At 62.3% G+C, this 24,816-nt stretch carries 27 protein-coding genes; 22 read left to right on the forward strand and 5 right to left on the reverse strand.

Going from position 1 to position 24,816, the window contains the following annotated elements:
• Positions 1-24: 24 nt before the first annotated feature.
• The 22 genes from mlaD (at position 25) to tatC (ending at position 15,179) form a co-directional block, all read left to right on the forward strand.
• Entirely contained in the window at positions 25-495 is a 471-nt protein-coding gene (gene mlaD / locus ABDW57_RS14990; RefSeq protein WP_343730980.1) for an outer membrane lipid asymmetry maintenance protein MlaD, read from the forward strand.
• Positions 492-1,295 (forward strand): VacJ family lipoprotein, encoded by an 804-nt coding sequence (locus ABDW57_RS14995; RefSeq protein WP_343730981.1) that lies wholly within the window; start codon positions 492-494, stop codon positions 1,293-1,295. Before mlaD ends, ABDW57_RS14995 begins: the two co-directional genes overlap by 4 nt.
• 31 nt (positions 1,296-1,326) lie before the next feature.
• Entirely contained in the window at positions 1,327-1,971 is a 645-nt protein-coding gene (locus tag ABDW57_RS15000) for an ABC transporter substrate-binding protein (protein WP_343730982.1), read from the forward strand.
• Positions 1,972-1,975: 4 nt separating this feature from the next.
• Complete coding sequence (locus ABDW57_RS15005; protein WP_343730983.1) at positions 1,976-2,398, forward strand: STAS domain-containing protein; 423 nt, start codon at positions 1,976-1,978, stop codon at positions 2,396-2,398.
• A 159-nt stretch (positions 2,399-2,557) separates the two neighbouring features.
• On the forward strand, positions 2,558-3,472 hold the full coding sequence (locus ABDW57_RS15010; protein ID WP_343730984.1) for an ABC transporter ATP-binding protein: 915 nt from the start codon (positions 2,558-2,560) through the stop codon (positions 3,470-3,472).
• A complete protein-coding gene (locus ABDW57_RS15015) occupies positions 3,469-4,236 on the forward strand; it encodes an ABC transporter permease (protein ID WP_176646931.1) in 768 nt (255 codons plus the stop codon). Before ABDW57_RS15010 ends, ABDW57_RS15015 begins: the two co-directional genes overlap by 4 nt.
• Before the next feature lie 13 nt (positions 4,237-4,249).
• Entirely contained in the window at positions 4,250-4,486 is a 237-nt protein-coding gene (locus ABDW57_RS15020) for a BolA family protein (RefSeq protein WP_343730985.1), read from the forward strand.
• A gap of 2 nt (positions 4,487-4,488) precedes the next feature.
• Positions 4,489-5,739 carry a UDP-N-acetylglucosamine 1-carboxyvinyltransferase gene (gene murA / locus ABDW57_RS15025; RefSeq protein WP_343730986.1) on the forward strand — a complete coding sequence of 417 codons (1,251 nt, stop codon included), beginning with the start codon at positions 4,489-4,491 and terminating at the stop codon, positions 5,737-5,739.
• Between the two features lie 4 nt (positions 5,740-5,743).
• Entirely contained in the window at positions 5,744-6,409 is a 666-nt protein-coding gene (hisG, locus tag ABDW57_RS15030; protein ID WP_090190679.1) for an ATP phosphoribosyltransferase, read from the forward strand.
• A complete protein-coding gene (gene hisD, locus ABDW57_RS15035; protein WP_343731073.1) occupies positions 6,397-7,713 on the forward strand; it encodes a histidinol dehydrogenase in 1,317 nt (438 codons plus the stop codon). Before hisG ends, hisD begins: the two co-directional genes overlap by 13 nt.
• Positions 7,710-8,501, forward strand: coding sequence for a site-specific DNA-methyltransferase (locus tag ABDW57_RS15040; protein WP_343730987.1), 792 nt, complete (start codon positions 7,710-7,712; stop codon positions 8,499-8,501). Before hisD ends, ABDW57_RS15040 begins: the two co-directional genes overlap by 4 nt.
• 13 nt (positions 8,502-8,514) lie before the next feature.
• Complete coding sequence (hisC, locus tag ABDW57_RS15045) at positions 8,515-9,609, forward strand: histidinol-phosphate transaminase (RefSeq protein ID WP_343730988.1); 1,095 nt, start codon at positions 8,515-8,517, stop codon at positions 9,607-9,609.
• Positions 9,610-9,627: 18 nt separating this feature from the next.
• Entirely contained in the window at positions 9,628-10,218 is a 591-nt protein-coding gene (gene hisB / locus ABDW57_RS15050) for an imidazoleglycerol-phosphate dehydratase HisB (RefSeq protein WP_343730989.1), read from the forward strand.
• 10 nt (positions 10,219-10,228) lie between these two features.
• Positions 10,229-10,867 carry an imidazole glycerol phosphate synthase subunit HisH gene (gene hisH, locus ABDW57_RS15055; protein ID WP_343730990.1) on the forward strand — a complete coding sequence of 213 codons (639 nt, stop codon included), beginning with the start codon at positions 10,229-10,231 and terminating at the stop codon, positions 10,865-10,867.
• Positions 10,868-10,896: 29 nt separating this feature from the next.
• Positions 10,897-11,685 carry a 1-(5-phosphoribosyl)-5-[(5-phosphoribosylamino)methylideneamino]imidazole-4-carboxamide isomerase gene (gene hisA, locus ABDW57_RS15060; protein ID WP_343730991.1) on the forward strand — a complete coding sequence of 263 codons (789 nt, stop codon included), beginning with the start codon at positions 10,897-10,899 and terminating at the stop codon, positions 11,683-11,685.
• Between the two features lie 4 nt (positions 11,686-11,689).
• A complete protein-coding gene (gene hisF, locus ABDW57_RS15065) occupies positions 11,690-12,451 on the forward strand; it encodes an imidazole glycerol phosphate synthase subunit HisF (protein WP_343730992.1) in 762 nt (253 codons plus the stop codon).
• An 11-nt stretch (positions 12,452-12,462) separates the two neighbouring features.
• Positions 12,463-12,891 carry a phosphoribosyl-AMP cyclohydrolase gene (gene hisI / locus ABDW57_RS15070; RefSeq protein ID WP_343730993.1) on the forward strand — a complete coding sequence of 143 codons (429 nt, stop codon included), beginning with the start codon at positions 12,463-12,465 and terminating at the stop codon, positions 12,889-12,891.
• On the forward strand, positions 12,888-13,226 hold the full coding sequence (locus tag ABDW57_RS15075) for a phosphoribosyl-ATP diphosphatase (protein ID WP_343730994.1): 339 nt from the start codon (positions 12,888-12,890) through the stop codon (positions 13,224-13,226). Before hisI ends, ABDW57_RS15075 begins: the two co-directional genes overlap by 4 nt.
• Positions 13,227-13,237: 11 nt before the next feature.
• Entirely contained in the window at positions 13,238-13,606 is a 369-nt protein-coding gene (locus ABDW57_RS15080; protein ID WP_343730995.1) for a histidine triad nucleotide-binding protein, read from the forward strand.
• A gap of 90 nt (positions 13,607-13,696) precedes the next feature.
• Positions 13,697-13,900: a Sec-independent protein translocase subunit TatA gene (gene tatA, locus ABDW57_RS15085; RefSeq protein ID WP_072783665.1), complete on the forward strand. Its 204-nt coding sequence runs from the start codon at positions 13,697-13,699 to the stop codon at positions 13,898-13,900.
• A gap of 13 nt (positions 13,901-13,913) precedes the next feature.
• Positions 13,914-14,423: a Sec-independent protein translocase protein TatB gene (gene tatB / locus ABDW57_RS15090; protein ID WP_343730996.1), complete on the forward strand. Its 510-nt coding sequence runs from the start codon at positions 13,914-13,916 to the stop codon at positions 14,421-14,423.
• The gene (gene tatC, locus ABDW57_RS15095; RefSeq protein ID WP_343730997.1) at positions 14,424-15,179 is read left to right on the forward strand and encodes a twin-arginine translocase subunit TatC; all 756 of its coding nucleotides are present in this window, start codon (positions 14,424-14,426) and stop codon (positions 15,177-15,179) included. It begins immediately after the preceding gene.
• 1 nt (position 15,180) lies between these two features.
• Here tatC and ABDW57_RS15100 read toward each other — a convergent pair whose 3' ends face one another.
• The 5 genes from ABDW57_RS15100 to ABDW57_RS15120 all read right to left on the reverse strand — a co-directional run bounded on the left by ABDW57_RS15100 (position 15,181) and on the right by ABDW57_RS15120 (position 24,518).
• A complete protein-coding gene (locus ABDW57_RS15100) occupies positions 15,181-15,795 on the reverse strand; it encodes a coiled-coil domain-containing protein (protein ID WP_343730998.1) in 615 nt (204 codons plus the stop codon).
• Between the two features lie 97 nt (positions 15,796-15,892).
• The gene (locus ABDW57_RS15105) at positions 15,893-17,803 is read right to left on the reverse strand and encodes a DUF885 domain-containing protein (RefSeq protein ID WP_343731074.1); all 1,911 of its coding nucleotides are present in this window, start codon (positions 17,801-17,803) and stop codon (positions 15,893-15,895) included.
• A 116-nt stretch (positions 17,804-17,919) separates the two neighbouring features.
• A complete protein-coding gene (locus tag ABDW57_RS15110) occupies positions 17,920-18,372 on the reverse strand; it encodes a CBS domain-containing protein (RefSeq protein WP_343730999.1) in 453 nt (150 codons plus the stop codon).
• A gap of 72 nt (positions 18,373-18,444) precedes the next feature.
• Complete coding sequence (locus tag ABDW57_RS15115; protein WP_343731000.1) at positions 18,445-22,602, reverse strand: DEAD/DEAH box helicase; 4,158 nt, start codon at positions 22,600-22,602, stop codon at positions 18,445-18,447.
• Complete coding sequence (locus ABDW57_RS15120) at positions 22,599-24,518, reverse strand: S9 family peptidase (RefSeq protein WP_343731001.1); 1,920 nt, start codon at positions 24,516-24,518, stop codon at positions 22,599-22,601. Before ABDW57_RS15120 ends, ABDW57_RS15115 begins: the two co-directional genes overlap by 4 nt.
• Positions 24,519-24,816: the final 298 nt, after the last annotated feature.

Below are 24,816 nucleotides of genomic sequence, written 5' to 3' on the forward strand. Positions count from 1 at the left end.
ATTAAGAAACTGAGGAAGAAGAATATGCAACGCAAATCTCTGGATGTCTGGGTCGGTCTGTTCATCGTCGTCGGCGTGGCTGCGCTGATGTTCCTGGCGCTCAAGGCCGGCAACATGAGCTCGCTGTCCTTCGCCAAGACTTACGCCGTCACCGCCAAGTTCGACAATATCGGCAGCCTGCGCCCGCAAGCGGCGGTCAAGGCGTCCGGGGTGGTGGTCGGCCGTGTGGGAGAGATCAAGTTTGATGACAAGAGCTACCAGGCGCTGGTAACCTTGAATATGGAAGAAGGTTATAAATTCCCTAAAGACAGCTCGGCCAAGATCCTCACCGCCGGCCTGCTGGGCGAACAATACGTCGGCATCGAAGCCGGTGGCGACACCAACAATCTGGCCGCAGGCGACAAGATCGCCCGCACCCAATCGGCGGCCGTGCTGGAAGACCTGATCAATCAATTCATTTACAGCAAGGCCGCAGAAGGAAAGGACGATAAATGATCCGTACCACGAAATTCCGCCAGGCCGCGCTGGCGCTGGGCGTCACTGTGATGCTGGCCGGCTGCGCCGGCCCCAACCCGCGCGACCCGTACGAGAGCTACAACCGCGCCATGTTCGAGTTCAACGACACGGTCGACACCTACGCGCTGAAGCCGGTGGCCACCGCCTACAAGAACGTCACCCCAGGCTTTGTGCAGACCGGCGTCAACAACTTCTTCGGCAACCTGAGCGACGCCTGGAGCGCGGTCAACAACCTGCTGCAAGGCAAGGGCCAGGATGGCATGTCGGACGTGGCGCGCTTTGCGCTGAACTCGACCCTGGGCATCGTCGGCCTGTTCGATATCGCCTCGGAAGCCGGCTTGCCGAAACACAAGGAAGACTTCGGCCAGACGCTGGGCGTGTGGGGCGTGGAATCCGGTCCTTACCTGGTGCTGCCGCTGCTGGGGCCGTCCACCGTGCGTGACACGGTCGCGTTGCCGGTCGATATCTCGGGCGACATCTGGCGCTACAAGGACCCGACCAATGTGCGTAACATCGGCACCGCGCTGCGCGTGATCGACACCCGCGCCGGCCTGCTGGACGCTTCCACCCTGCTGGAAGACGCCGCCCTGGACCGCTACGAATTCCTGCGCGACGGCTATCTGCAGCGCCGCGAAAGCCAGATCCACCCGGACGGCGACGGCCCATCGGGCAAGCGTAAAAAAGATGATAGCGAAGAAACTTCCGCACCCGTGTCATCCGAACCGGCCCCAAAAGAGTTAAACTCCGGCACACCGGCTGCAAAACCTGACAGCCAGTGACCCCGAGAACCACTCATAAGGCATGGAAAAGATGAAATTCATTAAACAATTTATCGCTTTAGCAACTGTTGCCCTGGCCTGCAATGCGCATGCCGCCGCCCCTGCCAACGAGGCGCCGGACGCGCTGGTGAAACGCATCAGCCAGGACGTGATCGACACCGCCAAGAACGACAAGGCGATCCAGGCCGGCGACACCAAAAAGGTGATCGACCTGGTGGAAACCAAGATCCTGCCGTACGTGGACTTCCAGCGCATGACCGCGCTGGCCGCCGGCCGCTTCTGGCGCGACGCCACCCCGGAGCAGCAGAAGGCGCTGACTGAACAGTTCCGTTCGCTGCTGGTGTTCACCTACTCGGGCGCGCTGTCGCAGATCAAGAACGAAACCGTGGAATTCAAGCCGCTGCGCGCTGATCCGTCCGACACCGAAGTGGAAGTGCGCTCGCAGGTCAACATGACCCGCGGCGAACCGATTCCGCTGAACTACCGCGTCGCCAAAGGCCCGCAAGGCTGGAAGATCTACGACATCAACGTGCTGGGCGCGTGGCTGGTCGAGACTTACAAGGGCACCTTCGCTTCGGAAATCTCGAAAGGCGGCATGGACGGCCTGATCAAGGCGCTGACCGAGAAAAACAAAAAGCTGGCCAGCAAGCCGCTGAAAACCAACGCACCAAAGTAAGCTCATGAACGCCGTCACCGAACCCATCGACAACCTGCAGTCGCTCACGTCCCTGACCGTGCTCAACGCCAGCGCGGCGCTGGAGCGCGGTCTGGCCGCCCTGCGCGCCGGCCAGACCGTGTTCGACCTGCGCCATGTGTTGACGGTGGATTCGGTGGCAGTGTCGGTCATGCTGGCGTGGCAGCGTGCCGCGCAGGCGGCCGGCACCAACCTGCAACTGAAAAACCTGCCGCCGGCGCTGCAAAGCCTGACCAAGCTGTACGGCGTGTGCTCGCTGCTGTTCCCGACCGACGTCAAGCTGGAGCAGGATGGCAGCATCGCGCGCAACCCGGCGCAGGACGAATTCTCGCCGGTGCATGCGCCGGAATCATTCTTCAGCAAGAAGACCCAGGTGGCCGACGACTCGTCCACCCAGCATCACCATTGACCCCCGCCTCCCCCCGCCGCCTGCAGTAAATCCCCGGTCCGGCTCAGCCGGATCAAAATTCCAATATAATTGAACGTTGCCGCAGCCGGAGAGCCGCGGCGCCCGCAGCATCTGCTCCCGCGCCGGCCCGGCCGCCGCAACCTTATAGATAAGTCAAGAATGACAGCGATCCAAATTAGCAATGTCGAGAAGCGCTACAAGTCGCTCCAGGCGCTGGGCGGCGTCTCACTGAACATTGAAGAAGGCGAATTTTTCGGCCTGCTCGGCCCCAACGGCGCCGGCAAAACCACCCTGATTTCCATCATCGCCGGCCTCAACCGCCCGGACCACGGCTCGGTCAAGATCCACGGCCACGACGTGGTCGGCGATTTCCGCGCGGCCCGCAAGAAGCTGGGCGTGGTGCCGCAGGAACTGGTGTTCGACCCCTTCTTCACCGTGCGCGAAACCCTGCGCCTGCAGTCCGGTTATTTTGGCCTGAAAAACAATGACGCCTGGATCGACGAGGTGATGCACAACCTCGACCTGACCAACAAGGCCGACGTCAATATGCGCGCCCTGTCCGGCGGCATGAAGCGCCGCGTGCTGGTGGCGCAGGCGCTGGTGCACAAGCCGCCCGTGATCGTGCTCGATGAGCCGACTGCCGGCGTTGACGTCGAGCTGCGCCAGACCCTGTGGAAGTTCATTTCGCGCCTCAACCGCGAAGGCCACACCGTGGTGCTGACCACCCACTATCTGGAAGAAGCGCAGGCCATGTGCAAGCGCGTGGCCATGCTCAAACTGGGCAAGGTGGTGGCGCTGGATTCCATGGCCTCGCTGATCCGCCGCATCTCCGGCTCGCAGCTGATCGTCAACATGACGCACGGCGACCTGCCGGATGATCTGCGCGCGCTGATCACGCACCCGGAAACCTCGGAGCACGGCAAGAAGTACAGCCTGCGCATCAATGAATACGCTGAAGTCGAGCAGATCCTGAAACGCCTGCGCGAATCGGGCGCCGTCATCGACGAGATGCAACTGCAACAAGCGGATCTGGAAGATATCTTCATCCAGATCATGGAAAAGGGTACCGTATGAACTTCCTCTCCGCCGGCTTCCGCACCCTGGTCTACAAGGAGACCCTGCGCTTCTGGAAAGTGGCGACGCAAACCATCGCCGCGCCGATCCTGACCGCCATGCTGTACCTGCTGATCTTCGGCCATGTGCTGGAAGGCCGCGTCAACGTCTACGATGGCGTCAACTACACCTCGTTCCTGATTCCGGGCCTGGTGATGATGAGCGTTCTGCAGAATGCCTTCGCCAACTCGTCGTCTTCGCTGATCCAGTCCAAGATCACCGGCAACCTGGTGTTCGTGCTGCTGACGCCTTTGTCGCACTGGGAGATTTTCTCGGCCTACGTGATTGCCGCCATGGTGCGCGGCGTGGTGGTGGGCATGGGCGTGTTCCTGGTGACCGCGTGGTTCGCCCACCTGTCGTTCGCGGCGCCGCTGTGGATCATCGTGTTTGCGCTGCTGGGCGCCGCCATCCTCGGCACCATGGGCCTGATCGCCGGCATCTGGGCCGAGAAGTTCGACCAGCTGGCCGCTTTCCAGAACTTCCTGATCGTGCCGCTGACCTTCCTGGCCGGTGTGTTTTATTCGATCCACTCGCTGCCGCCGGTATGGCAGGCGGTGTCGCATTTGAATCCGTTCTTCTACATGATCGACGGCTTCCGTTACGGTTTCTTCGGCCAGTCCGACGTCAATCCGCTGGTGAGCGTGGCCATTGTTGCGGCCTTCCTGGTGGTGCTGGCGTTCCTGGCGATTCGTCTGCTGCGCTCCGGCTACCGCCTGCGCCACTAATAGGAATACAAAAATGGTCACCACTCCAGAACTCATCCACGGCTACATCCAGGCCGGTCTCGAATGCACCCACCTCGAAGTGGAGGGCGACGGCCAGCACTTCCAGGCCGTGATTGTGTCGCCTGCGTTTGCAGGCAAGCGCCTGATCCAGCGCCACCAGCTGGTGTACGCTGCACTGGGCGACCGCATGCGTGAAGAAATCCACGCGCTGTCGATGAAAACCCTCACCCCTGACGAATACCAAGGATAAGCATGGACAAGCTTCTGATCCAAGGCGGCAACCGCCTGCATGGCGACATCACCATCTCCGGCGCCAAGAACGCGGCGCTGCCTATCCTGTGCGCCGGCCTGCTGACGTCCGGCGATGTCGAGCTGTCCAATGTGCCGCACCTGCACGATGTATCGACCATCCTGAAGCTGCTGGGCGAAACCGGCCTGAAAGTCACGCAGGACGGCGACAAGGTCACCCTGAACGGCAGCGCCATCACCAAGCTGGAAGCGCCGTACGACCTGGTGAAAACCATGCGCGCGTCGATTCTGGTGCTGGGTCCATTGCTGGCGCGCTTTGGCGAAGCCAAGGTCTCGCTGCCGGGCGGCTGCGCCATCGGCTCGCGTCCGGTGGATCAGCACATCAAGGGCCTGCAGGCGCTGGGCGCCGACATCACCGTCGAAGGCGGCTACATCTACGCCAAGTGCGCCAAGCTGAAAGGCGCGCGCATCGTCACCGACATGATCACCGTGACCGGCACCGAGAACCTGCTGATGGCCGCGACGCTGGCCGAAGGCGAGACCGTGCTGGAAAACGCCGCCTGCGAACCGGAAGTGACCGACCTGGCCAACCTGCTGGTGGCCATGGGCGCGAAGATCGAAGGCATCGGCACCAACCGCCTGGTGATTCAGGGCGTGAGCGAACTGCATGGCGCCAAGCACGCCGTGATCTCTGACCGTATCGAAGCCGCCACCTTCCTGTGCGCGGTGGCGGCCACCGGTGGCGACATCACCATCCGCAACACCCGCGTCGACATCATGGATGCGGCGCTGGACAAGCTGCGCGAGATCGGCCTGCAGCTGACCGTTGGCGACAACTGGATCCGCGCGCAGATGGACAAGCGTCCGACCGCGGTCACCTTCCGCACCACCGAATATCCTGGCTTCCCGACCGACATGCAGGCGCAATTCATGGCGGTGAACACCATCGCCGAAGGCGCCAGCCGCGTGACGGAAACCATTTTTGAAAACCGCTTCATGCACGTCCAGGAGATGAACCGCCTGGGCGCGCAAATTGAAACCGATGGCAACACCGCCTTTATCAAAGGCGTTGAACAGCTGGTCGGCGCGCCTGTGATGGCGACCGACCTGCGTGCATCCGCTTCGCTGGTGATCGCCGGCCTGGCTGCGCGCGGTGAAACGCTGATCGACCGCATCTATCACCTGGACCGCGGCTACGATCAGATGGAAGTCAAACTCTCCGCCGTAGGCGCCAACATCAAGCGTATCAAATAACATCATGAGTGCATTCCAAGCCGACTCCCAGCAGCTGATTCTCGCTCTGTCGAAGGGCCGCATTTTCGAAGACACCCTGCCGCTGCTGGAAGCCGCCGGCATCACCGTCACCGAGAATCCGGAAACTTCGCGCAAGCTGATCCTGCCGACCAACGACCCCAACGTGCGCGTGCTGATCGTGCGCGCCACCGACGTGCCGACCTATGTGCAGCACGGCGCGGCGGACTTTGGCGTGGCCGGCAAGGATGTGCTGCTGGAGCACGGCGGCGAAGGCTTGTACCAGCCGATCGACCTGCATATCGCCGAGTGCCGCATGTCGGTCGCGGTGCGCAACGGTTTCGATTATGAGACCGCGGTGCGCCAGGGCGCGCGCTTGCGCGTGGCCACCAAGTTCGTCGAGACCGCGCGCGCGCACTTCGCCAAGAAGGGCGTGCACGTGGACCTGATCAAGCTGTATGGCTCGATGGAGCTGGCGCCGCTGGTCGGCCTGTCGGACGCCATCGTCGACGTGGTCAGCACCGGCAACACGCTGCGCGCCAACGACCTGAAAGAGGTCGAGGCCATCATGGATATTTCGTCGCGCCTGATCGTGAACCAGGCCGCGCTGAAGATGAAACGCGAGCGCCTGCAACCGATTATCGAAGCATTTGAACGCGCATCCAAAAAATGATTACCAAGCTCGATTCCAGCCAGGCCGATTTCAAACAGCGTCTGGACACCCTGCTGGCTTTTGAAGCCAGCACGGATGACGCCATCGAATCCGCGGTCGGCAACATCCTGGCCGACGTGAAAGCACGCGGCGACGCCGCCGTCCTCGAATACACGAATAAATTTGACCGCCTGCCGAACGGTGGCGCCACCAGCATGGCGGCGCTGGAGGTCTCGCAGGAAGAACTGCAAGCCGCCCTCGCAGCTATCCCTGCGGCCCAACGCGCAGCGCTGGAAGTCGCCGCCCAGCGCGTGCGCGTGTTCCACGAACGCCAGAAGCAGGAACTGAACGGCTTCACCTACACCGAAGCCGATGGCACTGTGCTGGGCCAGCGTGTGACGCCGCTGGACCGCGTGGGCATCTATGTCCCGGGCGGCAAGGCCGCCTACCCATCGTCGGTGCTGATGAACGCGATTCCCGCGCACGTCGCCGGCGTCGAAGAAATCATCATGGTGGTGCCGACGCCGGACGGCGTGAAGAACCAGATGGTGCTGGCCGCCGCCGCGATTGCGGGCGTCACCCGCGTCATCACCATCGGCGGCGCGCAAGCCGTGGCCGCACTGGCCTACGGCACCGAAACCATTCAAGCGGTCGACAAGATCGTCGGCCCTGGCAACGCCTACGTGGCCTCGGCCAAGCGCCGCGTATTCGGCACCGTCGGCATCGACATGATTGCCGGCCCGTCGGAAATCCTGATCGTCTGCGACGGCAGCACCGATCCCGACTGGGTCGCCATGGACCTGTTCTCGCAAGCGGAGCACGACGAACTGGCGCAAGCCATCCTGCTGTGCCCTGACGCCGATTACATCGCCAAGGTCGAAGCCAGCATCGCCAGGCTGCTGCCGACCATGCCGCGCCAGGAAGTCATCAAGACCTCGCTGGGCGACCGCGGCGCGCTGATCAAGGTGCGCGACATGGACCAAGCCTGCGCCATCGCCAACAGCATCGCCGCCGAGCACCTGGAAATTTCCGCCGTCGAGCCGCAGCAATGGGCCGACAAGATCCGCCACGCCGGCGCCATGTTCCTCGGCCGCTTTTCGTCCGAGTCGCTGGGCGATTACTGCTGCGGCCCGAACCACGTGCTGCCGACCTCGCGCACCGCGCGCTTCTCATCGCCGCTGGGCGTGTACGATTTCCAGAAACGCTCGTCGATCATTCACGTCAGCGAAGCCGGCGCGCAAACGCTGGGCAAGGTGGCGGCCGAACTGGCCTACGGCGAAGGTCTGCAGGCGCACGCCCGCAGCGCGGAGCTGCGCCTCAAATGAGCGAGTGGTTGAATCAGGTCTTCTGTGAGGATGCGCTGGCCGGCCTGGCGCGCATCCCGGACGGTTCCATCGATCTGATTCTGACCGACCCGCCATACAACCTGGGCAAGGACTACGGCAATGCATCGGATCAGAAGTCGGTAGACGACTATCTGCTCTGGACCGAGCAGTGGATCGACGCCGCCCTGCCCAAGCTGAAGTCCAACGGCAGCTTGTACATCTTCCTCACCTGGCGGTTTTCGCCGGAGATTTTCGTCATGCTGAAAAAGCGCATGACGATGATGAACGAAATTATCTGGGACCGCCGCGTGCCGTCCATGGGCGGCAGCGTGCGCAGCTTCTCTTCGGTGCACGACACCATCGGTTTCTTCGTGCGCCGCAAGGATTACTACTTCGACCTCGACGCCGTGCGCATCCCGTATGACGCCGAGACCAAGAAAGCCCGCACGCGCTCCATCTTCATCGGCGCCAAGTGGCTGGAAGTCGGCTACAACCCGAAAGATGTGTGGAGCGTGTCGCGTCTGCACCGTGAGCATCCGGAGCGCGCCGACCATCCCACGCAAAAGCCGCTGGAGATCATCGAGCGCATGGTCAAGGCCTCGTGCCCGCCGGACGGCGTGGTGCTGGACCTGTTCATGGGCAGCGGCACGACGGCGGTGGCGGCCCAGCGCTGCGGCCGGAATTTTGTGGGGTTCGAATTGAATCCCGAATATTGCGGCATCATCGCCGAGCGCCTTGCCGCGCCGGAGGTGCCGATCAAGAAGTCCCGAAGTTTAGTCAACTCATAGGAGCCCAAGTAAGATGTCCCCCATCGCCACGTTGGTCAACAGCACCATCCGCCCCGACGTCCAAGCTGTAGCCAGCTACCATGTCGCTGATGCGAGTGGTTTTATCAAACTGGATGCGATGGAGAACCCTTACCACCTGCCGCATCCTCTGCGCGAGGACCTGGCCCGGCGACTGGCCGACGTGGCGCTCAACCGCTATCCGGCACCGGCCTACAGCAGCATCAAGCAGCGCATCAGGGACAAGCTGGGGGTGCCGGCCGGTTACGACGTCATCCTCGGCAATGGCTCGGATGAGCTGATCTCGATCCTGTGCATGGCCTGCGCCATGCAGGACCGCCGCGCGGTGGTCGTTGCGCCGACGCCGTCCTTCGTGATGTACCAGCGCTCGGCGCAATTTGCCGGCATGGATTACGTCGGCGTGCCGCTCAGGGCCGACATGACGCTCGATCTGCCGGCCATGCTGGCCGCCATTGCCGAGCACAAGCCGGCGCTGGTGTTCCTGTCCTACCCGAACAACCCGACCGGCAATCTGTTTGCGGAAGACGACATCGTCGCCATCATCAAGGCGCTCGACGGTTTCGGCCTGGCCATCGTCGACGAAGCCTACGAGCCGTTCGCCCAGCAGACCTTGATGCAGCGCCTGCCCGAATTTAACAATCTGGTGGTGATGCGCACGGTCTCCAAGCTCGGCCTGGCCGGCATCCGCCTCGGCTACATGTCGGCGGCGCCGCAATTGCTGGCGGAATTCGACAAAGTGCGGCCTCCTTACAACATCAACGTATTGACCCAGGTTGCGGCCGAATTCGCGCTCGACCACCTGGAGGTGCTGAACCAGCAGGCGGCCGCATTGCGCGCCGCACGCGCCGATCTGACGGCTGCATTGGCCGCCATGCCGGGCGTGGAGGTATTTCCATCGGCGGCGAATTTTATCTTGATTCGCGTGCCTGATTCCGACGTCATCAACGCAAAACTGCTGTCTCACAAGGTATTAGTTAAAAATGTGAGTAAAATGCACAGTGTGCTGGCCAATTGTTTACGTATTACCGTCAGCACCCCGGAAGAAAATTCCACCTTCCTCGATGCCTTCGCCGCATCGCAGGCAGCCTGAGACCATCGCGAGCTTTTCATGAACCGCACCGCAGAAATCATCCGCAACACCAACGAGACGCAAGTCCGCGTATCCATCAACCTGGACGGCACCGGCAAACAGAAACTGAACACCGGCGTGCCTTTCCTCGACCATATGCTGGACCAGATCGCCCGCCACGGCCTGTTCGACCTGGAAGTCGAAGCCACCGGCGATATCCATATCGACAACCACCACACGGTGGAAGACGTCGGCATCACGCTGGGCATGGCGGTGGCCAAGGCCATCGGCGACCGCAAGGGCATCGTGCGCTATGGCCACTCCTACGTCCCGCTGGACGAGGCGCTGTCGCGCGTGGTGCTGGACTTCTCGGGCCGCCCAGGCATCGAATATCACATCCCGTTTACCCGCGCCATGATCGGCAGCTTTGACGTCGACCTGACGCTGGAATTCTTCCGCGGCTTCGTCAACCATGCGCTGGTGACGCTGCATATCGACAATCTGCGTGGCACCAACGCCCACCACCAGTGCGAGACCGTGTTCAAGGCTTTTGGCCGCGCGCTGCGCATGGCGTCCGAACTGGACCCGCGCGCCGCCGGCACCATCCCGTCGACCAAGGGCACCCTGTAAGAAATCCACCATGAAAAAAATCGTCGTAGTTGATTACGGCATGGGTAATCTGCGCTCGGTTGCGCAAGCCCTGCGTGCCGTGGCGCCGGAAGCCAGTGTGCTGATTTCCGGCGAAGTGGCCGATATCGCCGCGGCCGACCGCATCGTGCTGCCGGGCCAGGGCGCCATGCCGGACTGCATGCGCAGCCTGCGCGAATCGGGCGTGCAGGAGGCCCTGCTGGCGGCCTCCCGCAAGGTCCCCCTGATGGGAGTGTGCATCGGCGAGCAAATGCTGTTTGATGTGAGCGAGGAAGGCAATGCCGCCGGCCTGGGCCTGCTGCCCGGCAAGGTGGTGCGCTTCCAGCTGGACGGCCAGACCCAGGAAGATGGCTCGCGCTTCAAGGTGCCGCAAATGGGCTGGAACCAAGTGCGGCAAACGGCGTCTCATCCGATGTGGCAGGATATTCCGGACCATGCGTATTTCTACTTCGTGCACAGCTATTTCGCCCAGCCGGAGCAGGCCGCGCACACGGTCGGCCAAACTGTCTACGGTGCGGCGTTCAGTTGCGCCGTGGCCCGTGATAATATTTTTGCGACCCAGTTCCACCCGGAGAAAAGCGCCGCAACCGGACTGCAGCTGTACAAAAACTTTGTTCACTGGAACCCTTGATTTCTATTTTCTAACACACTTAAACCATCATGCTGCTCATTCCTGCCATCGACCTCAAAGACGGTCACTGCGTTCGCCTGAAACAAGGCGATATGGAACTCGCCACCGTATTCTCCGAAGATCCGGCCGAGATGGCCCTGCATTGGCTGAAGCAAGGCGCGCGCCGCCTGCACCTGGTTGACCTGAACGGCGCCTTTGCCGGCAAGCCGAAGAACGAAGGCGCGGTCAAGGCCATCCTGAAAGTGGTGCAGGACTACGCGGAAGAAAACGATCTGGACGAAATTCCGGTGCAGCTGGGCGGCGGCATCCGCGACCTCGACACCATCGAGCGCTATCTTGATGCCGGCATCAGCTACGTCATCATCGGCACCGCCGCGGTGAAGGAGCCGGGCTTCCTGCATGACGCCTGCGGCGCCTTCCCGGGCCACATCATCGTCGGCCTGGACGCCAAGGACGGCAAGGTCGCCACCGATGGCTGGAGCAAGATGTCCGGCCACGAGGTGATCGACCTGGCCAAGAAGTTTGAAGCCTACGGCGTGGAATCCATCATCTACACCGACATCGGCCGTGACGGCATGATGGGCGGCGTGAATATCGACGCCACCGTCAAGCTGGCGCAGGCGGTGAAGATTCCGGTGATCGCCTCCGGCGGCCTGCACAACATCAGCGACGTGGAAGCCCTGTGCGCGGTACAGGACGAAGGCATCGAGGGCGTGATCTGCGGCCGTTCGATCTACGAAGGCACCATCGACCTGGCGTCGGCGCAGGAGCGCGCGGACGAACTCAGCGGCGACCTGATCGAAGAAGAAGACGAATAACACTATGCTGGCTAAACGCATCATCCCTTGCCTGGACGTGACCGATGGCCGCGTCGTCAAAGGCGTCAACTTCACCGAGCTGCGCGATGCCGGCGACCCGGTGGAAATCGCACGCCGCTACGATGAGCAGGGCGCCGATGAGCTGACCTTCCTCGACATTACCGCCACCAGCGACAACCGCGGCCTGATCCTCGACATCATCGAGGCGGTGGCCTCGCAGGTGTTCATTCCGCTGACCGTCGGCGGCGGCGTGCGCGAGGTGGCCGATGTGCGCCGCCTGCTGAACGCCGGCGCCGACAAGGTCAGCATGAACTCGTCGGCGGTATCGAATCCGCAACTGGTGTACGAGGCGTCGCAGAAGCACGGCTCGCAGTGCATCGTGGTGGCGATAGACGCCAAGCAGACCGCGCCCGGCAAGTGGGAAGTGTTCACGCACGGCGGCCGCAAGGCCACCGGCATCGACGCCATCGCGTGGGCCAGGAAGATGGAGCAGCTGGGCGCCGGTGAAATCCTGCTGACCAGCATGGACAAGGACGGCACCAAGTCCGGCTTCGACCTCGGCCTGACGCGCGGCGTGTCCGACGCCATCAGCATCCCGGTGATCGCTTCCGGCGGCGTGGGCGGCCTGCAGGATCTGGCCGACGGCGTCAAGCTGGGCAAGGCCGATGCGGTGCTGGCAGCCAGCATCTTCCACTACGGCCAGCACACGGTGCAGGAAGCCAAGCGCTTCATGGCACAACAGGGCATCCCCATGCGCCTGGACTAAGAGAAGAGAAAATGAGTACTCCAAGCATCCAGCCCAAAGCGGCCTGGCTGAAAAAAATCAAATGGGACGAGCACGGCCTGGTGCCGGTGATCGCCCAGGAAGCGGGCAGCAACGACGTGCTGATGTTCGCCTGGATGAACCGTGAGGCGCTGGCCAAGACGGTGGAACTGGGCGAGGCCGTGTACTGGAGCCGCTCGCGCAAGAAGCTGTGGCACAAGGGCGAAGAGTCCGGCCACGTGCAGAAAGTGCTGGAAGTGCGGCTCGACTGCGACGAAGACGTGGTGCTGCTGAAAATCGAGCAGGCCGGCGGCATCGCCTGCCACACCGGCCGTCATTCCTGCTTCTTCCAGAAGTTCGAGGGCGACGCCCTGGAAGGCGACTGGCAAAACACCGAGCCGGTGCTGAAAGATCCGAACGATATTTACAAGGCAGGCAAATGAGCACCATTCTTGACCGGCTGGCGGACGTGATCGAATCGCGCAAGCCGGCCAATGGCGGCGATCCCGCCACCTCCTACACCTCCAGGCTGTTCACCAAGGGCGACGACGCCATCCTGAAGAAGATCGGCGAGGAAGCCACCGAGACCGTGATGGCCGCCAAGGACGCGCGCGCCGGCGGCGACAGCGGCAAGGTGCTGTACGAAGTGGCCGACTTGTGGTTCCATACGCTGGTGCTGCTGGCCCAGTTCGATCTCAAGCCGCAGCAAGTGCTCGATGAGCTGGCGCGCCGCGAAGGCGTGTCGGGCATCGAGGAAAAAGCATCCCGTAAAGAATAATCGGAGCCTTCGTGGAAAACTGCATCTTTTGCAAAATAGCCGAAAAGAAAATTCCTTCGACCACCGTGTATGAAGATGACGAGCTGCTGGCCTTCAAGGATATCAATCCGGCCGCCCCGGTGCATCTGCTGCTGATTCCAAAGAAACATTTCGCCACCCTGCAGGATGCCGCCGGCGAGCCCGAACTGCTGGGCAAGATGCTGGCGCTGGCCCCCCGTCTGGCAGAGGAAAACGGCTGCGCGGTCGGCTACGATGCGGACGGTGCGCCGGTACGCGGCTACAAGACCCTGATTAACAGTGGGCCGGATGGCGGCCAAGAGGTGTACCATTTACACCTGCACGTGATCGGCGGCCCGCATCCGTGGCGCGGCCAGCGTTAATCGGCCGCCGGGTCACTACATTTACCGTAGGCACTGCGCTTCGCTTATACTGTCGCAGCAGTCCTGGAATCAACGAACAAGGGGAATATGATGGGTTCTTTTAGTATTTGGCACTGGCTGATCGTGCTGGTGATCGTGATGCTGGTCTTCGGCACCAAGAAGCTGGGCAATATGGGTTCGGACATCGGCAAGGCCGTCAAGGGCTTCAAGGATGGCGTGAAGGGTGCGGATGAAGACAAGCCTGCCGCTCCGGCACCGGGCACCATCGACGTCGACACGAAAGAGAAGAAGTAAGTAGCGTCTTCTTATGATCGATCTCGGTCTTACCAAACTTGCTGTCATCGGCGTGGTTGCGCTGGTCGTCATCGGTCCCGAAAAGCTGCCCAAGGTGGCGCGCATGGCCGGGACGCTATACGGCCGCGCCCAGCGCTACCTGCACGAAGTGAAAACCGAAGTCTCGCGCGAAATCGAGCTGGAAGAACTGCGCAACCTGAAAAAGGAAGTGCAGGACGCTGCCCAGAACATCAAGTCGGATGTGGAAAATTCGATTTCGCAGAACATGGCGGAGGTGGAGAACGCCTTCAGCGACAGCACGTATGACAGCACGCCGTCGTACGAGCCGGTCTCGTTCGGCCAGGTCACCACGGAAGATTTGTCGCGCAAGGCGCGCGAGTTCCGCCGCAAGAAGCTGGTGCGCAACTCGGCCATTCCCAACTGGTACAAGCAGCGCCATGGCGGCAAGCTGCACGTCACTTCGGGCGCGGCGCGGGTGGCCCGCTTCCGTCCGCGCGGCCCTACCAATAGCTCTTTCTTTTAAATGACGACACCTAATCCGGGCGAAGAGACCTTTATCTCTCACCTGATCGAACTGCGTGACCGGCTGGTCAAGGCCTCGATCGGCATTGCGCTGGTGTGTATCGGCCTGATGATCTGGCCGGGGCCTTCGCACATCTACGACATCATTGCCGAGCCGATGATCCGCTCGCTGCCGGAAGGCTCGAAGATGATCGCCACCGGCGTGATTTCGCCGTTCCTGGTGCCGATGAAGGTCACGCTGGTGATCTCGATTATCCTGTCGCTGCCGTGGGTGCTGTACCAGCTGTGGGCGTTCGTGGCGCCGGGCCTGTATGCGCATGAGAAGCGCCTGATTGCGCCGCTGGTGATTTCGTCGTCGGTGCTGTTCATGGCGGGCGTGGCGTTCTGCTACTTCCTGGTGTTTGGGCGGGTGTTCCAGTTCATTGCCGAGTTCTCGCCGACCTCGATTGCGGTGACGCCGGATATTGAGAACTACCTGGACTTTGTGATGTCGATGTGCCTGGCGTTTGGCGCGACCTTCGAGGTGCCGGTGGTGGTGGTGATCCTGGTGCGCATGGGCCTGGTGAGCGTGGCCAAGCTGAAAGAGATTCGTCCTTACGCCATCGTCGGCGCCTTCGTGATTGCCGCCATCGTCACGCCGCCGGATGCAGTGTCGATGTTCTCGCTGGCGATTCCGATGTGCCTGCTGTTTGAACTGGGCCTGTTGGTCGCCCCCCTGTTCGTCCGCATCTCCACCGCCCCGGAAGAAAAAGCCTGATTCAGGTCAGGCGATCCAGTATCTTCCACAGCATGCCGATGGTAACGGCATGCAAGGCGAACGATACGCCAAGCATCCAATAGACCGTGGAGAACTTAGCGTTCATTTCTGTTCGTAACCCTTCGATTTTTACCCGCAGTTCATTGATTTTTGCGTTCATTTCCGTGCGCAGTTCATTGATCTCCGCGGTCATTTCCAGGCGCAACTCATCGATCTTTGCGCTCATTTCTGTGCGCACTTCATCGATCTTTGCGGTCATTTCCAGGCGCGCTTCATCGATCTTTGCGGTCACTGCCAAGCGCAACTCACCGATTTTTGCGGTCATTTCGGTGCGCAATTCATTGATCTTTGCGGCTATTTCCGTACGCAGTTCATCAATCGTTGCGGTCATCTCCATGCGCAGTTCATTGATCTTTGCGGCCATTTCCGCGCGCAGCATTTCGATGCGAGCGGTCAGGTCGCTTCTCACCAGTACCAGCTCGCTGGGCGCGACGGTGCTTTCGGACAGCGCGGCGAGCAGCGCGTGCGCATGTGTCTCGGCTTGATCTGGCGGGATGCCAGCCTCAACCAATCTTTTGGTGTACTCAAGCGTGTCGAATTTGATGGGCATGGTCATGATACCTCCCGGATTTGATCGTAGCAGAAAGCGGCTGTGAGACAGCCGTTCTCCATCGTATCGAATCACATGCCCATCGGTTTGCGCGGGCGCAGGCTTACTGCGTCATCAGTCCTTTGATGACGCGCACCGGTGCGCTGCCGTAGCTGAGGAATTGTTCATTGAATTCCTTCAGGTTGAACTTCGTCCCCAGCTGCTGCTTGCGCTGTTCGCGCAATTCCATGATCTCGCTGTAGCCGCTGAAGTAGCTGGTCAGCTGCACCGACGACACCTGCACACGATGCCATTTCTCAACGGCCTCGCTGCGCGTCTGGAAGGCCTGGCGGGTCAGCAGATCAATCGCCTGCTCCTCCGTCATGCCCAGCACATGCACGCTGTAATCGAGTATCGTGTTGGTGACGCTGCGCAGGTTCCACTTGGAATACATCAGCCACATCTCCGGCGCGTTATCGCCATAGCCGGACTCCAGCATCATGCGCTCGCCATACACCGCCCAGCCTTCCACCATGGCGCCATTGCCAAAGATCGACTTGACGATCGACGGCGAGCGGTTGGCGTACACCAGCTGCGCGTAGTGGCCCGGAATCGCTTCATGAATATTCAGGATCTGCAGAATCCAGTGGTTGTACTCGCGCAGGCTGCTCTCGGCCGCTTCCGCCGTCGCGCCGTCCAGCGGCGTGACGTTGTAATAGGTCCGGTCCTGCGGGCGATACGGGCCCGGCGCATCGATGCTGGCGCCGGCCACCCCAGCGGCATAGGCCGGCGTCGCGCGCACTTCCAGCGGCTTGTTCGGATCCAGCGTCAGCAGGTTCTTGCTGATCACCCAATCCTGCAGCACCGGAATCTGGCGCTTGATCTCGTTGACGAAATCCTCGCGTGCCACATGGCGCTCGGACAGCTTGTCGATCACCATGCCGATCTTGGCGTAGCGGTCGCTCGGCCTGGCGGTGCCGCCCATGGTCTTGTCCCACAGCTCGTCGGACAGCTTGTCCATATTGGCCAGCAATTCCTCGCGCGCCGCCAGCGCCTTCTGATAGGTCTGCTCGGCAGTGCTGGCCGACTGGATATCGAACGCGAACTTCTGCTCATACAGCTCTTTGCCGAGGCGGAAAGTGCGACGGCCCTTGGTGTCCATCTGCTTGTCCATCTCGGTCAGGAAAGCGACATACCCATCCACAGCGGTCAGCGCCGCATTCACGCGCTGGGTGAACAGCTGCTTCTCCACCGGTGTCAGGATGGACGCTTGCGCCACCTTGTCCACTTCGGTCAGCAGGGTCTGCACGCCGGGCGCCTGCCTGATCGCCAGCCGGGTGTGTTCGCGCGTCGGATTGACGATATTGGCGCGCGCCGCATCGTAGTAAGCCGGAATGCTGGCGATGCGCTTGAGCAGCGTACGCAGGCGCTGCGGCTGGGCCGCGTATTCGGTATTGAGGATCAGGTCGATCGGACCGGCGACGTTGTAGCTGGCCGGATTCCACTCCCACTCGCGCAGCGTGGTGAGGCGGAAGCGGTCGCTATCGAGCTTGTTGATCAGCAGGCCCAGGTCGGTGCGCTGCTTGGCCGACAGCTTGCCGGCGTTGACGGCGTTGAACCGGGCTTTCCAGTCGTCGATGAAAGCCAGCTCCTTGTCCTGCTCGGCCTTGTCGAACACGGTCAGGGTGGCGGCGGTGTCGTACTTGCCGGCGTAAATTGCGCTTTCCGAATCGATGCGCCACAGCGCGTTGAGGAATTGGTTGCTCAGGTTGTCGAACTGGCGGTCCTGCCAGCGCTCGGACGCCACCTTGAGTGCCGGTACGGCGGCCACGGCAGCGGCTTTGCTTTTGCCGGAAGACTTGGCCGCAGCCTTGCCCTTGCCGGTGCTCCTGGAGGATTTGGTGCTCTTGGCCTTGCTGGCCTTGGCGCTGCTCTTTTTGGTGGGCGCAGCCTTGTGGTGTTGCGTAGCAGCACTGGCTGGAGCGGCGGCCAATGCCGCCATCAGCGCAGCCAGTGCGAGTTTTGTCTTGATCATCATGTGCAGCCTTGTGTCTGAAGCGGAGGAGATTATCACTAATCCGCCCGCTTGAGAGCGCCCGATACAAGACAAAATAATGAAACAAAGAGAACTTTGTTTTCCTGCTAACCAAGTTATAGCGGTGTGGATGCCCGCCCGGCCGGCAGCGGCGCGGAGATTTCCAGCAGGGTTTGCGCGGTCTTGCTGTCGTCGGTTTCGCTTTCCACCAGATCGGCCAGCGCCACGATGCCGATCAGCGTGTGGTCATCGCGGCTGACCACCGGCACGCGGCGGATCTGGATATCGCGCATGTCCTGCATGACCTCGTCCGTGCCCTGATCCTCGTAGCAGTGGCAAATATCTTCGGTCATGATTTCAGCCACCTGTGTTTCCTCGGGGCCGAGGCCGGCGGCGGTGGCGCGGATGGTGATATCGCGGTCGGTGATCATGCCGATCAGGCGCTGGCCCTCGGTGACCGGCAGCGCGCCGACGTCCAGGTCTTCCATCAATTCAGCGGCGCGGCGTATCGATTCCTCCGGCGATACGCTGGTCACATCGCGGCTCATCACATCTGCTATGGTTTTCATATGATCTCTCCCGTTGAAAGGCGCCGGCTGGCGCCATCAGGCTAAGACGGAAAACACCGGCAGCAAGTTCCGCTACGTCTGCAAGCCTTCCTGCAGCATGGCCAGCATCTCGGCCGAGGACATCCGGCCGCTGACGTCGCTGCCTTCCAGCAGGCTGTCGGCCAGGTCGCGCTTGTGCTGGTGCAGGTCGACAATACCTTCCTCGATGGTGTGGCGTGCCACCAGGCGGTAAATGGTCACCGGCCGCAGCTGGCCCATGCGGTGCGCGCGGTCGGACGCCTGGTCTTCCACTGCCGGGTTCCACCACGGGTCCATATGGATCACGTAGTCGGCGGCGGTGAGGTTGATGCCGACCCCGCCCGCTTTCAACGAAATCAGGAACACATCGCCCTCGCCGGCCTGGAAGGCGTCCACGCGCTTCTTGCGGTCGGCCATGGAAGTGGCGCCGTCGAGATACTGATAGCTGACGCCCTGCTCATCCAGATGCTCGCGGATCAGCGCCAGATGGTCAACGAACTGGCTGAACACCAGCACCTTGTGCTTGTTGTCCAGCAGGTTCTCCAGCAGGTGCGCGAAGGCGGCCAGCTTGCTGCTGGCCAGCTTCAGTTCCGGCGCAATCAGGTTCGGATTGCAGCAGGCGCGGCGCAGCTTCATGATCTCGGCCAGGATCTGGATCGATTTCTTCTCGGCCGGCCCCTCGACCTTTTCCAGATTCTCCAGCGCGGCGCGGCGCAGCGATTCGTACAGCGCCGTTTCATCCGCCGACAGGTCGACTTCCAGCGTGATCTCGGTGCGCGACGGCAGCTCGGTCAGCACCTGCGACTTGGTGCGGCGCAGGATGAACGGCTGGATCAGGCGGCGCAAGCGTTTGCGCGCCCCCAGTTCGGCGCGGTGGTCCTGCGGTTTTTCAATCGGCGCCGCAAAGCGCAGGTTGAATTGCTCGATGCTGCCCAGCAGGCCGGGATTGATGAAGCGGAACAGGTTCCACAATTCACCGAGGTGATTCTCCAGCGGCGTGCCGGTGACGGCGATGCGGAACTCGCCCTTCAAGGCCATCACCGCCGCCGAGCGCTTGGTGGCGGCGTTCTTGATAGCCTGCGCTTCATCCAGCACGATGGTGTTCCACTGGACTTTGGAGAACAGCCCGGACTCCAGCTGCAGCAGGCCGTAGCTGGTCACCACCACATCGTAGGCGTGCAGATTGTTCAGCACCTCGGCGCGGTCGCCGGGGCCGAACAGCTGCATATTCAGCGTCGGCGCAAAGCGCGCCGCTTCGCTCATCCAGTTCATGCAGACCGAGGTTGGCGCGACCACCAGCGTTGGTCCTTGCGGTGCGCGCGACAGGATCAGCGCCAGCGCCTGCAGCGTTTTGCCGAGGCCCATGTCGTCGGCCAGGCAGGCGCCCACGCCCCAATGCGCAAGGCGCGACAGCCAGTTGTAGCCTTCCAGCTGATAATCGCGCAGCTCCGCTTGCAGGGTGCTTGGCAGTTCAGGCATGAAGGCTTCCTGCTCCTGCATGCGCGCCAGGTGCGCTTTCCACAGCTTGTCGGATTTGAGGCCGCCGACGTCGTCGGCCAGTTCTTCCAGCGCGAAGGATGCCAGCGGGTGCACGCGCACGCCGTCGGCGGTCAGTTCGCCGTAGGCTTGCACCTCTTGCAGGCGGCGGTGCAGTTCTTCGGTCAGCGCCATGTAGCGGTTCTCGCCGAGTTCGACGAAGCGGCCGTGGCTCTTCTCCATCATCTCCAGCAGCGTGCGCAGGTCGATGACCTTGCCCTCGTCGACTTGCAGCTCGCCGCTGGCGGCAAACCAGTCCTTGTTGCTTTTGATGGCAAGGCGCAGCTGCTTGCTCTCCACCTTGTTGGTGACGCGGAAGCTCTCGCCCTCCGGCCAGGCGATGACGATGCTGGCCGGGTCCAGCGCCTGCAATTCCACCAGCAGTTGCAGGCACAGGGCTGGTTGGCCCAGCAGCCATTCGCCGTGATCCTGCTCCGCCTGTTCCAGCACCGGGCATTTGGCGATCAGATCGCGTTCCGCATCGCGCTCGTCGATCAGTTTGCGGCGCGCCTGCACTGGCTTGCCGCCGATGTCGGCGATCACGCTGTCGGCGCCGTCGCCCGGCTTGTAGTAAGCGCCGTTCACCAGAGGACGAACCAGGATCTGCATCTTCAGGCCATGCTGGTAAGGCAGCAGGTGCAGATGCAGGCGCATGTCGGCTTCCATCTGCTCCATGTCCGGCGCGGCGCCGCCGAGATCCGACTGCACCGTCACCATCGACGAGATGGCGCTGATGGCCGACAGCACCTGCTGCTCCGCGTGCGCCGGCACGTTGAGCGCATCACCGACGATGGCGGCGATCTTGCGGTGCTCTTCCAGGATGTTCACCACGCGCAGGCGCGTTGGCGTTTCCCTGGTGATGACAACCGAGGCATTATCGTCCGGGATCGGCGGCTGCAGGCGCAGCTCCAGGTTGCCGGGGCTGCGCTTGACCAGCAGTTCCGGTTCGCCGGCCAGCATCTCCACGCGCATGTCCGGCAGGTCGGACCAGAACAGCAGTGGATGATCGACCAATGCCGGCGCGGCGCGCTGCGGATCGATTTCGTAAGTCAGGCCGGTGGACTGGTAGCCGCGATGCGCCACAGTGATGGCTTCCGCCGCGCGGATGTCCTGTGGCGTGAGGAAGTTGAACTGTTCAGTTTCAAAGCGCAGGCGCTTCAGGCCTACCGCGCGGCCCTTGCTCCACAAACCACGCGCATCGCGCTTCTGCTCCACCGGCGCGATGTCGGTCAGGCCGTGGCGGTTATCGTAGGTCAGCAACCAGGCAAGGCGGGTGCTGCCTGCCGGTTCCGCCGCGGCGGGCTGTTGCAGGTTGATGAGGGCCGTGAGCTGGCGCTGCCAGCCTTCCTGCCGCTCGAACCAGGTCGTCATGTCGGGGAAGCCGAGGCGCGAGCGCAGTGCCTGCGCATGAATCTGCATCTCGTTGTCGCCCATCTGGCCCAGCAGCGCGGCGCCCTGGCCGGCGATGAACAGATAGCCGGCGCGTTCAGCGTTCTTCACCAGATCCTGCAACTGCTCCTTGCGCTCCTGCAGTTGCGGCAGCGAGAGCCAGAAGTGCAGCAGGAACTGGAACATCTGCGTTTGCAGGCCCGGTTCCCACGGCAGCGCGGAGACGGTATCGACCTGCATCACGCCGGCGCGGATCTGGCGCAGCAGATCGATCATCTGATGCACCGAGCTGTCGTGATTCTTCGGCAGCTTGACCGCGATCTCCAGATAGGCCTCGGCGGCCTTGAGATGGCGCGGATCGCCGCTGCGCAGCGCCGACAGCAGATACAGATTGCCGCCCATGCCAGTGAACAGCTGCTTGCGTTTGCCGGTATCGCGGCGCAGGGTTTTCAGCGCCACGTCAAAGCCGGTGATGGCCGCGCTGCCGGCGCCGCGCAGCAGCACCACGATGCTGGCCAGGTACTGGCTTTGCGCGCCGGCCGTGCGTTCGAGATAGCGCTTCGCATCATCCAGACGGCCGCACAGCAGCGCGTCTTCCGCCATCGCCATGCGCAGCTCCGAATTGATGTCACCGTGACGGCGCTGCATATGCATCTCGCAGTATTCGCGCAATAGCGGTGCGGTTTGCGGTTCCTGCTGGGCGTTCTGCATCAGCACCGCCAGCACATCGTCCTGCAGCAGAGGGCTGACCAGCGCAATCATGCCGGGCTCGAACGGCCGGCCGAAGATATCAACGATCGGATGCAGCTGCGCCGCCTCATAGCTGCCAAGGCAGAAAGCCAGCACTGACTGGATCTGCTGCGGACCGTGGCCGCGCAAAAGGCCCATGCGCAGACGCGCCATGCCGGCACGGTAGCTGCGCGGCTCCATGCTGTTCCAGGTCTGGCGCATCGGCACCAGTTCGGCGTAGGCGGCGCACAGGTCTTCCATCGCATGGGTGCCGATGGCGGAACGGATTGCCGGCCAGCGCAGCTTGGCGTTGCAGACAAAACCGCGCCCCGTCACCACGCTGATGAAGGCCAGCCGTTCCAGCTTGGACAGCGCGTCGTCCAGCGTGGCGACCGTGTAGGGATGACCGTCGTCGTCGTACTCGATGCGCGCGTGGTTCAGGTGATCGAGGATGGCGGTGCGGCCCATGGGCTCACCGACCAGCGCGAGCAGCGCCAGGATCGCTTTTTCGTTATAGGGCAGCGCGTCGAATTCGGCGAGCAGCTTGGGATCGGTCATGCGTGGTTCAGCTTAAAGATGTTTTGATAGAAGCGCAGCTCCGCTTCCAGCGTGCGGATGATGTTTTCGGCTTTGCGGAAGCCATGGCCTTCGCCTTCCAGCTCGACGTATTCGACCGGGATGCCGCGCTTTTTCAGCGCGGCGACCATCATTTCCGATTGCTGCGGCGGCACCACCTTGTCGTCCAGGCCCTGGAAGAAAATCATGGGGCGCGACAGCTTGTCGGTGTGGTTGATCGGCGAGCGCTGGGCGTAGACCGCATCGGCCTGCGCTTTCGGCGCGATCAGGTATTCATTGTAATGCGACTCGAACTTGTGCGAATCCTGATCCAGGCCTTTCAGGTCGGAGACACCGTAGTAGCTGGCGCCGGCCTTGAACACATCATGGAAGGTCAGCGCGCACAGGGTGGTGAGGCCGCCGGCGCTGCTGCCGCGGATGATCAGGCGGTCGCCGTCGGCCAGGCCGCGCTCCACCAGCGCCCTGGCGCCGTTGACGCAGTCTTCGACATCGACGATGCCCCACTGGCCTTTGAGCAGATCGCGGTAGGCGCGGCCAAAGCCGGTGCTGCCGCCGTAGTTCACATCCAGCACGCCGAAGCCGCGGCTGGTCCAGTACTGGGTTTTCAGATTGAGCGTGTTGACCGTCATGCCGGTCGGGCCGCCGTGGCCGATGACAATCACCGGCGGCTTGCTGCCTGTCGGCGCCTGCACATCCTGGTTGCGTGGCGGGTAGTAGAAGGCGTGGGCGGTGCGGCCGTTGCTGGCGTAGCTGATGCTGTCCGGGATCGACAGATTGGCTTCATCCGGCAGGTCGTCAATCGATTGCGCGAGGATTTCCACGCCTTCCTCGGTGAAGTCGATGCGGGCCAGCTCCATTGGAATGGTCGGGCCGCCGGCCAGCATGGCGATGTAGCCATTGGCGACGCGCAGCTCGCGGATTTCCTCGTAGGGATTGGCGATGCATTCCAGCTTGCCGCTACCCGGCAGCAGGCGCGCCAGGCGGCTCACGCCCTTGTCGATGTAAGTGCAGATGATTTCGGCGGCCGAGCGGAAGCCGTACATGCTGTTGCCGAAGGTCCAGTGCGGGGTAGCGAATTCCGCTTCCATCGGGCACAGGCCTTCGGTGCGCTGGCGGTCGCGGCACAGGCGGTACAGATTCCACCAGCCGCTGCGGTCGGAGACGAAGTGCAGCAGGTTGTCTGGGGACCATTCCGGCTGGCAGATCGATTCCTCGGCGCCGCCGGCGATGCGTTTCGGCGTGGACAGCGTGCCGTCCGCGTTAAAATCGGCCAGCCAGAGCGTGGTGCCCTGCCATGGCATGCGCGGATGGTCCCAGCTCAGCCACGCCAGCGAACGGCCGTCCGGCGACAGGCGCGGCGACGAATAGAAATCCGCGCCCTGCACCAGCACCGTTTCCACGCCCGCCGCCGCGTCCAGGCCGATCGCGCAAATCGTGTTGGCCGGCTGTGCGTGCGCGTCTTCTCCGTGCAGTTCGCGCACGGCGATCAGGCGATTGCGGGCGCGGTCCAAGGCAAAATCCGCGAAGCGCTGCTGGCCGGCCTGCGTCACCTGCACCGGCGCCTCGCCGGCGGGCATGCGGTAGACGCAGTTGTCCTTGAAATGGGTGAAATAGACCGTTTCGCCATCGACCACATAAGCGCCGCCGCCGTACTCATGCACGCGCGAACGCACGTTAAACGGTGCCGGCGTCAATTCCTGGGTAGCCACGCCGTGATAACGCAACAGCGTATTGCGCCCGGCCTCCGCCGCCCGGCCGGCCAGCCAGAAAATATCGTTGCCATCCGTGCCGCCCAACATCAGCGCCGACATCGGCACGGCCCCGGCCGCCACACGCTCGGCGCTGATGGTCGACGGCCAGGCGCCGTAGGGCGCGATGGTGGATGCTTGAGAAGTCATAAGGCGGCTCCAGAAAGGGTCTTGACGCGGTGCTAGGCATGATAGAGAAAGGCCGACGAAAAAAAAAGCGGCAATTCGGGGTCAGCTCTGACATTCGGACAGCGAAAGCGCACTTTTGATATTTCTCAATACGCCCGTGTTTTGCGATGAAACAAGTTGGTTAGAGCAGGCCAAACCTTCTAGCACACATTTCACAGGCCGTGCTGATATATCTCAAGCTTTGTGCTTGCTTGTCCGAATGTCAGAGCTGACCCCGAATTGCTGTACTAAAAAAAAGCGCGCGGGATGCGATAATAGC

Origin of the sequence: Duganella sp. (genome assembly GCF_039595735.1) — a bacterium.
Classification (GTDB): Bacteria; Pseudomonadota; Gammaproteobacteria; order Burkholderiales; family Burkholderiaceae_D; genus Rugamonas.